The organism is Microbulbifer sp. ALW1 (assembly GCF_009903625.1).
Taxonomy (GTDB): Bacteria; Pseudomonadota; Gammaproteobacteria; order Pseudomonadales; family Cellvibrionaceae; genus Microbulbifer.
In genome coordinates this window covers 3,521,475-3,534,216 of sequence record NZ_CP047569.1, presented here as the reverse complement: position 1 = coordinate 3,534,216, position 12,742 = coordinate 3,521,475, and the positions used below count along the sequence as shown (strand labels likewise).

The following is a 12,742-nucleotide window of genomic DNA, read 5'->3' as shown; positions in this document are numbered from 1 at the left end:
GCTGCCAGTTAGCTTGCCGGAAAAAGCCGGCTGAGCAGCACTGGCAGTGCGGTTTCTACCCGCAGAATTCTCGGCCCAAGGTGTACCGATTCAAAACCAGCTTCCTGCAGTTTTTCTACCTCGTAGGGGATAAAGCCACCTTCGGGGCCCACTGCCAGGGTGGTTTGCTGCCGAATGTCTATCGGGCAGGCGGAGGTGGTTACCGGGTGTGCTACCAGCTTGAGGGAGTCGCGGGCGAGTTCCGGCAGTTCATCTTCGACGAAGGGTTTGAAACGCTTGCGTAATTCAATCTGTGGCATGGCGGTGTCGACGGCCTGTTCCAGTCCCAGCAGGCACTGCTCGCTCAGTTTGTCTTCGGCGAGCCAGGGGCTTTGCCAGTAGGATTTTTCTACCCGGTAGGCGTTGATCAGATACAGTTTTTTTACACCCAGGGCAGTGGCGTGCTGAATGGTTCGCTTGAGCATTTTTGGGCGCGGAAGCGCCAGCAGCAGGGTAAGCGGCAGCCCGGGTGGTGCACTGCGGTACAGGCTTACCTTGAGGGTGATGTGCCGCTCGCCGCGCTCAGTGACCTCGCCATCGCCAATGTCGCCGTTGATCAAGCCGACTTTCATGGTGTCGCCGACTTGGGCGCGGTGGACTTCCGCAATATGTTGAAATCGGCGGTCTTCCAAACGTGCAATAACGGGATCAGTTCCGGGCGTGTTGCTCGGCAACCGCGAGTTGGAGGAAAGGCTACCCAGCGCAAAGTCTGCCGGGCTTAGCAGTATCAGGTTCATGGCAGCTTAGCGTTTGGCACTGGCAACGGCACCCTTGCCAATGCCCTCGTAAGCGCGCACCTGTATGTGTTTGCCGGGGTGATCCGAAGCGAGGACATCGGCGATGTACTGGGCCAGTTGTTCGACAGTGGTGTCGCAATCAAGCAGTTCGCAACGCTCTGCTGGGATGCTGAGTGCAAACTGCCCCTGGCGGGCGCTGTAGGCGAAGCGCAGTAGCTGGCCGTCTTGTGCCAGCAGGTCTTCCCGGGTGCCCAGATAAATATCGGCCCAGCGTGTCGCCCACAGGGATTCCAGTTCACGGCTGCGCTCGCCGTCTACATCAATACGAATACGGGAGCGGTGGCCGTGGGCAATACGTTGGCAGTTGCCGTCGTGTTTTTTCAGGCCGTGGCTGTAGTGGTAAAACGGGGTATCGATGACTTCACTGATGAAGTCGAGACTCAGCTGGTCAACGCTGGTGGGGAAAATGCCGTCCAGTTGCTGCACACACCACTTTGCAACCGACGCCGGGGTGATCTCGTCTGCAGTTACCAGCGCAAAGGCTTGGGAGGGGCCGCTGACCGTAATGGTGTCGCCATTGCCGAGCTTCCAGTCCAGTTCCACCCGGTCGTCACGCTGTTGTAGGGTTAGCCCTGGGGCGAGGGTGGGGACCAGCAGACGGTGATCCAGCTCGGTATCCAGCCAATTGCGCAGGGTCTTTTTGACGATGCCGAAGTCGCACACCATGCCCTGGTGATCCAGGGCGCCGTCCAGTGCTGCATTGGCGAGCCAGGTTTCACCAACGATACCGCGGGTCTGGTGGAGGTAACTGAAGTCCACGTTGGTGAGGCTGTCGACAAACAGGTGCATAGGTTTTCCGGCTAGAAATTGGCTGAAAAGTAAGTGAATGCCCGGATTCGGGCGCGGCACAGTATAGCTTTTTGGCGTTGTAAATTGTGGCCCTGTTACAGGGATTTTGCTGAGGGTTCTTCCCTCAAGTAAATCGAGCAGAAATTGGGGGTGGCACCTGGCGCCTGGAGTCTCTATAATCGCGCCCTCTTCGAGTGCAGCCGGCTTCTCACATTGAGTTGCAGTGCTAATCTGATTGCTCGAAGCGTTGTGGCGGCCCTTCCGGTCTCCTCGCAATGATCAGCTGTGAACCCCGCCAGGCCCGGAAGGGAGCAACGGTAGCAGTGACATCATGTGCCGGGGGTGTGCTGGTTGGGCTGCCTCCAATCTCTTCCTTCCTCTTCTATTTTTATCGCTCTTCCGCTCTTCGTTTGTTTTCCGTTTCCATAAATTTCCGAACGCCGTCTGTTCCTCTGTCGATTTTGTCTGAATTCTGAGCACTCCGTATCTGGGCTGCTTACATCGCTTTGCTTCGGTTTCGAAATTTTTGCCCAAATAAAGCGGGATACGGGGAATATTGTGCCGATGTGCCTGGGGGATCCCCTGCTGCATCTCGGCAGCGGGAAACCATGTGCTATAAATCGCGACAGTTCCTTTTTTCTTTTTGCCCGGTTTCGGGTGCCGCTCACCAGATAATTCGAAAAATTGACCAGAGGATGTCGATGAAAAATCTAGCATGGGTAATTGCCGCCGCCACTTTGGCCCTGGCGGGCTGTGATGGTGGAAACAACCAGTCAGAGTCAGCGAAGGGCGCGGCGCCATCATCTGCCGAAGCAGTTTCCTATGGTGCGGATACCACTGCTGCGGGCACGGTGGCGCAAGCCGACAGCGCCAGCGGCACCCTCGATGCGCAAGACGCCAAGGCATTTCTCGATAGTGCGCAGGCGCGGCTGGAGAAGATTGCCGAAGAGGTGAGCCATGCCAGTTGGCTCGCATCAACCTATATCAATGTTGACTCTCAATATACAGAGGCACTGGCGGTCGAGCGCTATACCTCCCTGGCGGTTGAGCTGGCCCAGCAGGCGGCAAAATTTGACGATGTCAAACTGGACCCGGAAACCCGGCGCATGCTCACCATGTTGAAGCAGGGATTGGTATTTCCTTCGCCGAACGACCCCAAGTTGACGGCGGAACTGGCGCAGATCGGCTCAAAAATGCAGGGAATGTATGGCGCAGGCAAGTATTGTCCGGGCCAGAAAACGGGTGATGATGAGCCGGCCGGTGATGGCGAAGAAACGTGTTACACCCTGACGGAAATGGGCCAGAAGATGGCCAACAGCCGCGATCCCAAGTTGCTGAAAGAACTGTGGGTGGGGTGGCGCAAGGTATCTCCGCCGATGAAGCCACTGTACGAACGCCAGGTCGAGATCGGCAATGCCGGGGCCAAGGAGCTGGGGTATGACAATCTCAGTGTGATGTGGCGCTCCAAATACGATATGCCCGCCGATGCCTTTGCTGCGGATATGGATAACCAGTGGAGCAAGGTAAAACCCCTGTATGAAGCGCTGCACTGTCACGTGCGCGCCAAACTGAACGAGCACTACGGTGATGATGTGGCGCCGGCTTCGGGCAAAATCCCCGCGCACCTCCTCGGTAATATGTGGGCACAGGAGTGGGGCAATATTTACGATATCGTCAAAGACGACGATATGGAGGCACCTTACGACCTCACTCAGCTGGTGGTGGATTCCGGCATGAGTGAGAAGGATATGGTGAAGGTTGGGGAGAAGTTCTTTACTTCCCTGGGCTTCAAGCCGCTGCCGGAAACCTTTTGGGAGCGTTCGCAGTTCGTGCAGCCCCGCGACCGCGATGTGGTCTGCCATGCCAGTGCCTGGAACCTGGATGGTAAAGACGATATCCGCATCAAGATGTGTATCAACAAAACCGGTGAAGACCTGATCACGGTGCATCATGAGTTGGGGCACAATTTTTACCAGCGCATCTATAACAATCAGCCGTTTCTCTACAAAGAAGGGGCCAACGACGGTTTCCACGAAGCGGTTGGCGATACCATTGCGCTTTCCATCACCCCGAAATACCTGAAAGAAATCGGGCTGATGGATGAAATTCCCGGTGAAGAAAAAGACCTGGGTTACCTGATGCAACAGGCGCTGGACAAGATTGCCTTCCTGCCATTTGGCCTGCTGGTAGATAAGTGGCGCTGGCAGGTGTTTAACGGTGAAGTAGCGCCGGGGGATTACAACAAAGCCTGGTGGAAGCTGCGGGAGGAATACCAGGGAATTCAGGCGCCGGTTGAGCGTTCCGAGGCCAACTTCGATCCGGGTGCCAAATACCATATCCCCGGCAATACCCCGTACGCGCGCTATTTCCTGGCCCGTATCCAGCAGTTCCAGTTCCATCGCGCGCTGTGTGACGCAGCGGGCGAAACAGGACCGCTACACCGTTGTTCCATCTTCAAGAATCAGGCCGCCGGCAAAAAACTGCGTGACATGCTGGCGATGGGTGCGAGCAAACCCTGGCCGGATGCCATGGAAGCCCTGACCGGCCAGCGCGAACTGGATGCCTCGGCCATCGTGGATTATTTCCAGCCCCTGATGGTGTACCTGCAGGAGCAGAACAAGGATCGCGAGTGTGGCTGGTAGGTGGTACTGATAGGCGGTACTTGGTAAGCGGCACCTGGTTAGCGGCACTCGGGAAGCTGTCAGGCGCGGCCAGTTGATTGGTTTTGACTATGGCTTGGATATGTAAGGGCAATTTTGAATTGCCCTGCGTGAGCTTATCATGACGATCAGTGGCCGTTTTATCGATGCCGTAAAACACAGTATTTTTTTACGGTAACCCTTGAAAAGTTAGGATAAAGCGGCATTAAAGGATCTGAACCCTAGCCAAAAGAGGTTGCAAATGAGCGATATTGATATCGGTATTGGTGCCAAGGACCGCGAAACGGTCGCCAAAAGTCTGAAGAAGCTGTTGGCAGATTCCTACACCCTGTATTTGCAAACGCACAACTTTCACTGGAATGTGACCGGGCGACTGTTTCGGGAATTGCACCTGATGTTTGAAGAGCAATACACCGAGCTGGCGACCGCCGTGGACGATATTGCCGAGCGAATCCGCACCCTGGATGTTGTCGCCCCGGGTACCTACAAAGCCTTTGCTGAGCTGAGCTCCATCAAAGAGGTAGAGGACGTTCCGGCTGCTGAGGAAATGGTGCGTATCCTGACCCAGGGGCACGAGGCGGTAGTGAAAACTTGCCGTGAAGCGCTCAAGGCCGCTCAGGAAGCCGATGACGAATCCTCGGTGGCGCTGGTGTCGGACCGTATGCGGGTCCATGAGAAAACCGCCTGGATGCTGCGGGCCACTACCCAGTAATAACGTATCTGACCGCGAATAAAACCGGCCCTAGGCCGGTTTTATTTTGCCCTTAGCTTTCGTTTTCTGTCCTTCCCTGTTTACCTCCTGACTCTTTACCTCCTGACTCTTTACCTCCTGACTCTTTACCTCCTGACTCTTTACCTTCTGACTCTCTTCTTCCTGACTCTCTTGATCCTGGCTCTATTCCGCATTTCTTCCATTGTTCCCCCGTTATTTTCTGTGCCAGATTGACGCCTTTCGTTCGTTGCGGCTTGCAAATAGTTACTGTGTGCTGCACAGTAACTACTGTGTGTGGCACAGTATGCGTATCAGCTTGGGGCGTAGATGACAAAAGCACCGGAAAAACTCGACAGGCTGGTAATGGAAGTGCGGCGAGGGGCCCTGACCCTCGCGGTGCTGCTGGCATTGCGGGAGCCGCACTATGGCTACTCCCTGCGCAAGGGTTTGCTTGCAAAGGGACTGGAAATTGATGAAGGCACTCTCTATCCACTGCTGCGGCGGCTGGAAGATCAGGGGCTATTGCGCAGTGAGTGGCAGCAGGAAGATGGGCGCAAGCGACGCTTTTATCAGATCGATGCCGGGGGGGAAATCGCCCTCGCGGAAATGCAAAGTGAATGGCAAAGCCTGAATGATGTAATCGGACAACTCACGGAGAAAGACTGATGGATTGGTTGCAGCGCTACGTGGAAAACGTCAAAACCTATTTGCCGGCTCGACTGCGGGAGGATGTGGGCAGCGAATTGTATTCGGGGCTGCAGGACCAGTGCGATGAGCTGGCGGATCGCCTGGGGCGTGCGCCTACCGAGCAGGAAGTCCTGGCACTGCTGCAGGAGCGCGGGCATCCGATGGCGGTGGCGGCGGCTTATCAACCTCGGCGCACCCTGGTCAGTGAGCCGTTGTTTCCCCTGTACCTGCTGGTGTTGAAATGGACTTTGCTGATACTTGCCGTGATGAGCGCGGTGGGAGTGGTGGCTTCCCTGCATGGCCAGGAAAGCCCCAGTTTACTCACGGCGGTCATTGGTTGGCTGGCCGGTGTTTACGAAGGGGGGATTCACGCTTTCGCCTGGGTGACTCTGGTGTTTTACCTTGCTGGCGAAGGACTTGGTTATCGCAAAGTCTTTGCCCGCTGGAACCCGCGCTCGCTGCCGAGAATTGTAAACACCGGTAACCGGGTTCCGCGCTTTGATTCTGCGGTGGAGTTTGTTGTCACCTTGTTGGCGATGGCGTGGTTGAACGACCTGTGGCGATTGCCCGGCGCAGACGGTGGGTCGTCACTGGTTTTGTCGCCAGCACTGGGTGCCATGTTGCCCTGGCTGAATATTGCCCTTGGCCTGAGTGTGGTTACATCGCTAGTCAAATTGTTCGCGCCTTATTGGACGTGCAACCGTCTGCTGATTGACGCGGCGCTGAATAGTTACTGGTTATTGCTGCTGGCGATGCTGTTGCGGGTCTATCCGCCGTTCTCCATCGAGTGGCGCAGTGGCGATTTCTGGCAGCCGGAGCAGGGTACCTGGCAGGTTTCGGTGGGTATCGTGATTGCCATTACTGCCTGGGATTTATTGGGTAATCTGCGGGGGTTAATTCGCGCGCGTATAGCGAGTTAAGCGCCGGTGGCGGCGGTTGCCGTTGTGGTGGTTGTTCTAGTCGGCGCTATCGATGGATTTACCCGTGGACAGCGCCAGGAAAGCCTGAGCCGGGGCCGAGAGGGCGCCGATACTTTTGGTCAAAACGCCCACTTCGTGCTCCACGATGGGTGCTGATAACGGGCGGCAGATCAGCCCGTAAGATTCCATCTGTGCCCTGCATAAACTGGGGACTGCACTGACACCGAGACCGGACTGCACCAATCTCCCGATGGTGCTGAGCTGATTGGCTTCACACAATAGCCGCGGTTTGGCCCCCGGGTCCTGGGCCTGAGCAAACGCGGCATCGGTCCAGCGCCGTACTGCGGAACCGCGGTTCATGGCGATAAACGGTTCCGTCCCCAGTTCCTGCCAGCGCACCTCCTTGCGCTTACCCTGTTTGTGCCCGGCCGGAAGCACTGCAACAAAGCGGTCTTTGGCGATAGGGTGAAATACCAGGTTGCCGAGATCATCTGGCCGAAAGCTGAACCCCAACTCCGCGCGTCCCTCCTGTACTGCATTTACTACCCGTTCCATCACGATATCTTCCAACACGATATTGATGGCGGGGTGCTGACGGTGAAAATAACGCAGTAAATCGGGCAGCGGATTCATGGCGAAGGCGGGGATGGCGGCCAGAGAAAGCTGTCCCTGTTGCAGCTGGAAGCGCTGCTGCACAGCATCCAGGGTGTTGTCCCAGTTGTGGAGTAGCTGTTGTGCTCGGTCCACAAACTGCGCGCCTTCCGGCGTCAGAACCAGCTGGCGGCCGTCGCGACTGAACAGGGCGCCCCCGAGAGACTCTTCCAGGCTGCGGACAGCAATGGAGATGGCGGGCTGGGAGACGTGCAGCTGGGCACTGGCCTCCGCCAGACTCTGGGTTCTGGCGACCGCGACAAAGGCGCGCAACTGCTTGACGGTGGTGCTCATGTGCGGGGACTGGCTCTTGATGAATGTTAAGTAAAATTTAATATTGGTTAATAAGTTTAAAATAGTCTTAAGTGTTAGACCAAGGCATGATTGTTCGCAGTGCGTTAAGGCCAATAATGGCTAGTATCCAAAATAAATGGCAAAGCACCGCTCGTAGAGAGTTCTGGTAAAGAGTTACAGACGGTGCCTTAAGCAGAGAGAGTCAGTATCCATGAGCAATCCCGCGCAGCCCCTGTGGCAACCCAGCCCCGAAGCGATCGCCGCTACTCAGGTGGACCAGTTCCGCCGTCTGGTCAATGAGAATCACCAGCAGACGCTGGCGGACTATCCGGCGCTGTATCAGTGGTCTGTTGAAAACCGGGAGGCCTTCTGGGGGCAGCTGTGGGATTTCGGAAAAGTGATTGCCAGTGAGCGTGGCGAACGCGTGCTGGGTAAGGATGTGATGCCGGGCGCCGAATGGTTTCCCGATGCACGCCTGAACTTTGCGGAAAACCTGCTGCGCTATCGCGACGACAAGATCGCCTTGGTGGAGCGGCTGGAAAATGGTCGCCGTCGACAGCTCAGTTATGCTGAGCTGTTCGCAAAAACCGAGCAGCTGGCGTCGGCGCTGGCTGGTGCCGGTGTGGGTAAAGGCGACCGGGTTGCGGGCTTTATGCCCAATGTCATGGATACCGTGGTGGCCATGCTGGCAACCGCCAGCCTTGGCGCCGTGTGGACTTCCTGCTCTCCGGACTTTGGTATCAATGGTGTGCTGGACCGCTTTGGGCAGGTGGAGCCGAAAGTGCTGTTTGCCTGCGAGGGCTACTTTTACAACGGCAAGACCATCGATTCGCTGCCGAGACTACAGCAGATCGTTGAGCAGATAAGCTCTATTTCCCAACTGGTAGTGGTGCCCGTTGCGCGGAGTGCCGAGCAGACCGCGGACGATATTGTCGGGCTGGATCGCGCAGTCACGCTGGACGCGTTTGTGGGCGCGGCACCGGAGCGGGCGCTCACCTTTGAGCAAGCGGAATTCAATCACCCCCTCTATATCATGTACTCCTCCGGCACCACTGGCGTGCCCAAGTGCATCGTGCATGGTGTTGGCGGCACCCTGTTGCAACACCTGAAAGAGCATCGCCTGCATACGGATATTTCCCGCGACGATACCCTGTTTTACTTCACCACCTGTGGCTGGATGATGTGGAACTGGCTGGTGAGTGGTCTCGCCTGTGGTGCCACCCTGGTGCTTTACGATGGCTCACCGTTTTATCCGGCGGCCCAGTGCCTGTGGGATATGGCGGACGAAGAGGAAATCAGTGTTTTTGGCACCAGTGCTAAATACATTGCCGCGCTGGAAAAAGCGGGCTGCAAACCGCGGGAAAGCCACAAGCTCGACCGTCTGCGCGCGGTGCTGTCCACCGGCTCCCCCCTGGCCCATGAAGGTTTCCGCTATGTGTACCGGGATGTGAAGGCCGATGTCTGTCTGTCGTCCATTTCTGGAGGCACGGATATCATTTCCTGCTTTGCCTTGGGTAACCCTGCACTACCGGTATATCCCGGTGAGTTGCAGTGCCGCGGCTTGGGAATGGCGGTGGAAGTGTGGAATGACGACGGCAAGCCGGTGCAAGAGGAAAAAGGCGAGCTGGTCTGCGCCAGCTCCTTCCCGTGCATGCCGATCGGCTTCTGGAATGATCCTGACGGCAGCAAATACCAGGGGGCTTATTTCGACAGTTGGCCCGGTGTCTGGGCCCACGGCGATTACGCAGAAATCACAGAGCACGGCGGGGTGATCATCTATGGTCGTTCCGATGCCGTACTGAACCCGGGCGGTGTGCGTATCGGCACTGCGGAAATCTATCGCCAGGTGGAGAAGGTCGAGGAAGTGCTGGACAGCATCTGTATCGGGCAGGATTGGCGGGATGACGTCCGGGTGGTGTTGTTTGTGGTGCTGCGTGAGGGCGTGACACTTGACGACGAACTGACCCAGAAGATTCGCACCACAATTCGCGCCAATACCACGCCGCGTCATGTTCCCGCCAAAGTGATCCAGGTACGGGATATCCCGCGTACCATCAGCGGTAAGATTGTCGAGTTGGCGGTGCGCAATGTGGTGCACGGCAAGCCGGTGAAGAATCAGGAGGCCCTGGCCAATCCGGAGGCGCTGAGGTTGTTCGAAAACCTGCCGGAGCTGTCCGGCGAGTGACTTTGTGACGGCGCTGCATTGTCGGCGCTGCATTGTCGGCGCTGCATAGTAAGCGCTGTATTGAAGCTCCACAGGTAACCATTCATCGACCCTGGGGGCAGCACGCTGAAGGCCGGAGCGAGTGATCGCCCGGCCTTTTATCCGCTTCCCCTGGCTAGTCGCTTTTGCTAGCCATCTGTTCTCCGCAGTCTATTGTGCGGCGTTCAGTTGGCCTCCACGTATCTACTGGCTCAGCCGAGCCTGCTCTTCATCCATTTTGCGCAATGCCATTCGGGTAAAGTAACCGCCCATCAGGCATACAAAGCCAATGATGCCCAGGCTGAGCAGGCCGGAAAAACTGGTGAAAAGGTCGATCATTGCATCCATGGTTGCCTCCGGGCTTTGTCTGCAGCGGGCACCTGAGTGGGTCCCGAGGGTTTGTCATTTACGGTTGTCTTTCACTGAGCTCAGTGTAAAGTGGCGCGCCCTGGGACCCTTGATCCAGATCAAGGGTGGCGACGAATGATGCGCTATGCCGCGCCAGCCAATCTGCGCTACCCTGTGGGTAATAAGATTTCTCAGTTCCTGTTTTAAACCGACGGCCGCAAACCAATAATTTCTAACCAATAACGTCACGGAAGATCAGCATGATTACATATCTGTATTGGGCCGCAGTCATTGCGCTGGTGGTGTTATGCCTGTTCGCCGGCAGCCGGCTGGGCAGTCTGGGCAAAGGCGCGATTGTCGCTGCCATCATCTTTCTCGCCGGTTGGCTCGCCTATTACTTCCACTTTGAACAGGTGTTCGTAAAACGCTTTGGCGGTGTGATGCGAATCTCGGTGCCAGAGGGGCATAGGCACCTGGGATCTACCTGGAAGGACGACAATCTCTGGGTTGAAAACTACGATCCGCGGACGAATGAGTGCATCTTCAGTGAGTATTCCAAGGGCAACCTGCTTGAAGGTCGGGTGATTATCAAGAATTGCAATCCGCTGATGGAGCGGGCTGGTAACCCGGCGGTGCCGCCACGCTAGTGATTGATGGGTGGCAGCCCTTGTGATTCGTCAGTAAATCACCGGTGTGGGCAGGGCAGAGCACCGTTTTTAAGTGTTGGGTGTAAAGACGGGTAAAGTTCACACTCCCCCGGCAACTTTCACCGATGTTCAGCATCGCAGTAGTGAAGATTGGCAAACGGATTTTGGTCTTGCACGATTCTCGTTTCGCTCCCAGAGCAAAATTTTTCTCCTTACTTATCGTCGCATTGCTGGCAGTGCCTGTGCTGCTGTGGCCGCAATCCGGCTTCGCGCTGCCGTTTTTTGACAAACTGCCCAAGTTCAAAGTACGAGTCTCCGAAAGCAAGGAGCTGCAGAATTGGCTGCGGGACAAGCTCGGTGAACAGCGTAAATCCAGCAGTGTGTTGAAGTCCTACGACGATCCTCTCGATGTTGCCCGCTATGAGCGCGGCACCTTGGAGAAACTGCTCCGTTCTCGCGGTTATTACGACGGCCGGGTGCGCCAGTCGGTCACCGATGGCGAGATTGAATACAGGGTGGTACCCGGCCCTGTTTATCGCATCAAGGCGCTGGATGTGAATATGCCACCGCGGGTGAAAGGTGGCTTTCCCGGGGTGGGGCTGAAGGTCGGGGATCCGTTGGAGGCCGAGAAGGTCACCGAGGGCGTCAAGCGCATTGAAAGCTACCTGGCGGACAACGCCTGCTTGCTGAATGTCGATGTGGATTACCAGGCAACGGTCATTCACAGCGAGCAGGCGGCCAAGCTGGAATACCGGGTAGCGAATAGTCCGGAAGTGCACATCGGGCAGGTCCACGTGCAGGGCCTGTCGACGGTGGATGAAGACTTTCTGCGCAAGCGACTGAAAATACAATCCGGGGACTGCTTTAACCGCAGCAAACTGGATGCGGCCAAGCTGCGACTGTTGCGCACCAACCTGATTGCCGGCGCTAATGCCGACGTGTCGGACCCTGAGTCGGGTATTGTCGATATCACTTTCACGGTCATCGAACGCAAGCATCGCACCATCCGCCTCGGGGTTGGTTACACCTCCGATGATGGCGGCGGTATTGCCGCAGGCTGGGAGCACCGCAATATTCTCGGTCGTGGTGAAAAAATCGAAGTCGAGACTCGGGTGTACGAGGCGAAGCAGTCCCTGAAGGGCGAACTGCGTGTGCCGAGATTCTTTCGCGATGATCAGGAATTTTCCGCCACAGCGGAAGCCTCCAATGAAGAGCGCGACGCCTACGATGCGGACTCGGTGACCATTGGTGGCACCATTTCCCGGCACCACACCAAGCACCGGACATTCAGTGTCGGCAGTGAGCTGAAGTTCAGTAAGGTGCAGGAAGAGGGTGAGGAGAGTGAAAACTATAACCTGTTGTCCTTTCCCCTCGGCATCAAGATCGATACCACCGACAACCTGCTGGATGCCCGGCGCGGCGCGACCGTTGCGATGGAAGTGAAGCCGTACTTTGACCTGCGCAGCAGTGGCACCCAGTTCACCAAAAATACCCTGGTAATGACCGGTTACCATACCTTCGATGAGGTTCGTTTCGACCCGACCCTGGCGCTGCGTATTAAAGCGGGTGTAATCAGCGGCGCGGACAACCTGGAAATTCCTGCGGACGAGCGATATTACGCCGGCGGTGGCGGTTCTGTGCGTGGTTATGCCTATCAGGCACTCGGGCCCCGACGCCTGATTCCGTCGACCGTCGCCGGTGAGCCGCCCACCCTGTCGGACCCCATCGGCGGGCGCGGCTTGAGTGAAATTTCGCTTGAGGGGCGTTTCCGCTTTACCGAATCCTGGGGCGGTGTGTTGTTTGTCGATGGCGGTAATGCCTATGCCGACCCACAGCCCAGTTTTGACGACTTGTATTGGGGGGCAGGTTTCGGGGTGCGTTATATCACCTCGTTTGCCCCGGTGCGGTTCGATATCGGTTTCCCGCTGGAAAGGCGTGAAGACGTCAATGACAGCGCCTATCAGATTTATGTGAGCCTGGGGCAGGCGTTCTGAT

At 56.7% G+C, this 12,742-nt stretch carries 11 protein-coding genes and 1 other RNA gene; 8 read left to right on the top strand and 4 right to left on the bottom strand.

What is annotated here, in order from left to right; translation table 11 throughout:
* Positions 1-8: 8 nt before the first annotated feature.
* Positions 9-776, bottom strand: coding sequence for a 16S rRNA (uracil(1498)-N(3))-methyltransferase (locus GRX76_RS14705; protein WP_160154002.1), 768 nt, complete (start codon positions 774-776; stop codon positions 9-11).
* A 6-nt stretch (positions 777-782) separates the two neighbouring features.
* Entirely contained in the window at positions 783-1,625 is an 843-nt protein-coding gene (locus GRX76_RS14700; RefSeq protein WP_160154001.1) for a 6-carboxytetrahydropterin synthase, read from the bottom strand.
* Between the two features lie 259 nt (positions 1,626-1,884).
* Here GRX76_RS14700 and ffs point away from each other — a divergent pair.
* The 5 genes from ffs to GRX76_RS14675 all read left to right on the top strand — a co-directional run bounded on the left by ffs (position 1,885) and on the right by GRX76_RS14675 (position 6,604).
* Positions 1,885-1,981, top strand: an RNA gene (gene ffs, locus GRX76_RS14695) — signal recognition particle sRNA small type.
* 345 nt (positions 1,982-2,326) lie between these two features.
* Complete coding sequence (locus GRX76_RS14690; protein WP_201276829.1) at positions 2,327-4,267, top strand: M2 family metallopeptidase; 1,941 nt, start codon at positions 2,327-2,329, stop codon at positions 4,265-4,267.
* Between the two features lie 259 nt (positions 4,268-4,526).
* Positions 4,527-4,997 (top strand): Dps family protein, encoded by a 471-nt coding sequence (locus tag GRX76_RS14685; protein WP_160154000.1) that lies wholly within the window; start codon positions 4,527-4,529, stop codon positions 4,995-4,997.
* A 327-nt stretch (positions 4,998-5,324) separates the two neighbouring features.
* Entirely contained in the window at positions 5,325-5,663 is a 339-nt protein-coding gene (locus GRX76_RS14680; RefSeq protein WP_160153999.1) for a PadR family transcriptional regulator, read from the top strand.
* Positions 5,663-6,604 (top strand): hypothetical protein, encoded by a 942-nt coding sequence (locus GRX76_RS14675; protein WP_160153998.1) that lies wholly within the window; start codon positions 5,663-5,665, stop codon positions 6,602-6,604. Before GRX76_RS14680 ends, GRX76_RS14675 begins: the two co-directional genes overlap by 1 nt.
* Positions 6,605-6,640: 36 nt before the next feature.
* On the opposite strand, the gene GRX76_RS14670 is transcribed toward GRX76_RS14675, so the two are convergent.
* Positions 6,641-7,549 (bottom strand): LysR family transcriptional regulator, encoded by a 909-nt coding sequence (locus GRX76_RS14670; protein WP_160153997.1) that lies wholly within the window; start codon positions 7,547-7,549, stop codon positions 6,641-6,643.
* Positions 7,550-7,760: 211 nt separating this feature from the next.
* On the opposite strand from GRX76_RS14670, the gene GRX76_RS14665 reads away from it, so the two are divergent.
* Positions 7,761-9,734, top strand: coding sequence for an acetoacetate--CoA ligase (locus tag GRX76_RS14665; protein WP_160153996.1), 1,974 nt, complete (start codon positions 7,761-7,763; stop codon positions 9,732-9,734).
* A gap of 222 nt (positions 9,735-9,956) precedes the next feature.
* On the opposite strand, the gene GRX76_RS14660 is transcribed toward GRX76_RS14665, so the two are convergent.
* Entirely contained in the window at positions 9,957-10,100 is a 144-nt protein-coding gene (locus tag GRX76_RS14660; RefSeq protein ID WP_201276828.1) for a DUF3149 domain-containing protein, read from the bottom strand.
* A 260-nt stretch (positions 10,101-10,360) separates the two neighbouring features.
* Between GRX76_RS14660 and GRX76_RS14655 the strand changes: the two genes are divergently transcribed.
* Together GRX76_RS14655 and GRX76_RS14650 are read left to right on the top strand one after the other, a co-directional pair.
* Complete coding sequence (locus GRX76_RS14655; protein ID WP_160153995.1) at positions 10,361-10,747, top strand: hypothetical protein; 387 nt, start codon at positions 10,361-10,363, stop codon at positions 10,745-10,747.
* A 170-nt stretch (positions 10,748-10,917) separates the two neighbouring features.
* Entirely contained in the window at positions 10,918-12,741 is a 1,824-nt protein-coding gene (locus GRX76_RS14650) for an autotransporter assembly complex family protein (protein ID WP_236250385.1), read from the top strand.
* Position 12,742: the final 1 nt, after the last annotated feature.

Bases quoted from the DNA above. Each gene is read 5' to 3' on its own strand.
- GRX76_RS14660 (WP_201276828.1), bottom strand. From the start codon at position 10,100: ATGGATGCAATGATCGACCTTTTCACCAGTTTTTCCGGCCTGCTCAGC.
- GRX76_RS14670 (WP_160153997.1), bottom strand. From the start codon at position 7,549: ATGAGCACCACCGTCAAGCAGTTGCGCGCCTTTGTCGCGGTCGCCAGA.
- GRX76_RS14680 (WP_160153999.1), top strand. From the start codon at position 5,325: ATGACAAAAGCACCGGAAAAACTCGACAGGCTGGTAATGGAAGTGCGG.
- GRX76_RS14655 (WP_160153995.1), top strand. From the start codon at position 10,361: ATGATTACATATCTGTATTGGGCCGCAGTCATTGCGCTGGTGGTGTTA.
- GRX76_RS14665 (WP_160153996.1), top strand. From the start codon at position 7,761: ATGAGCAATCCCGCGCAGCCCCTGTGGCAACCCAGCCCCGAAGCGATC.
- GRX76_RS14685 (WP_160154000.1), top strand. From the start codon at position 4,527: ATGAGCGATATTGATATCGGTATTGGTGCCAAGGACCGCGAAACGGTC.
- GRX76_RS14705 (WP_160154002.1), bottom strand. From the start codon at position 776: ATGAACCTGATACTGCTAAGCCCGGCAGACTTTGCGCTGGGTAGCCTT.
- GRX76_RS14690 (WP_201276829.1), top strand. From the start codon at position 2,327: ATGAAAAATCTAGCATGGGTAATTGCCGCCGCCACTTTGGCCCTGGCG.
- GRX76_RS14700 (WP_160154001.1), bottom strand. From the start codon at position 1,625: ATGCACCTGTTTGTCGACAGCCTCACCAACGTGGACTTCAGTTACCTC.
- GRX76_RS14675 (WP_160153998.1), top strand. From the start codon at position 5,663: ATGGATTGGTTGCAGCGCTACGTGGAAAACGTCAAAACCTATTTGCCG.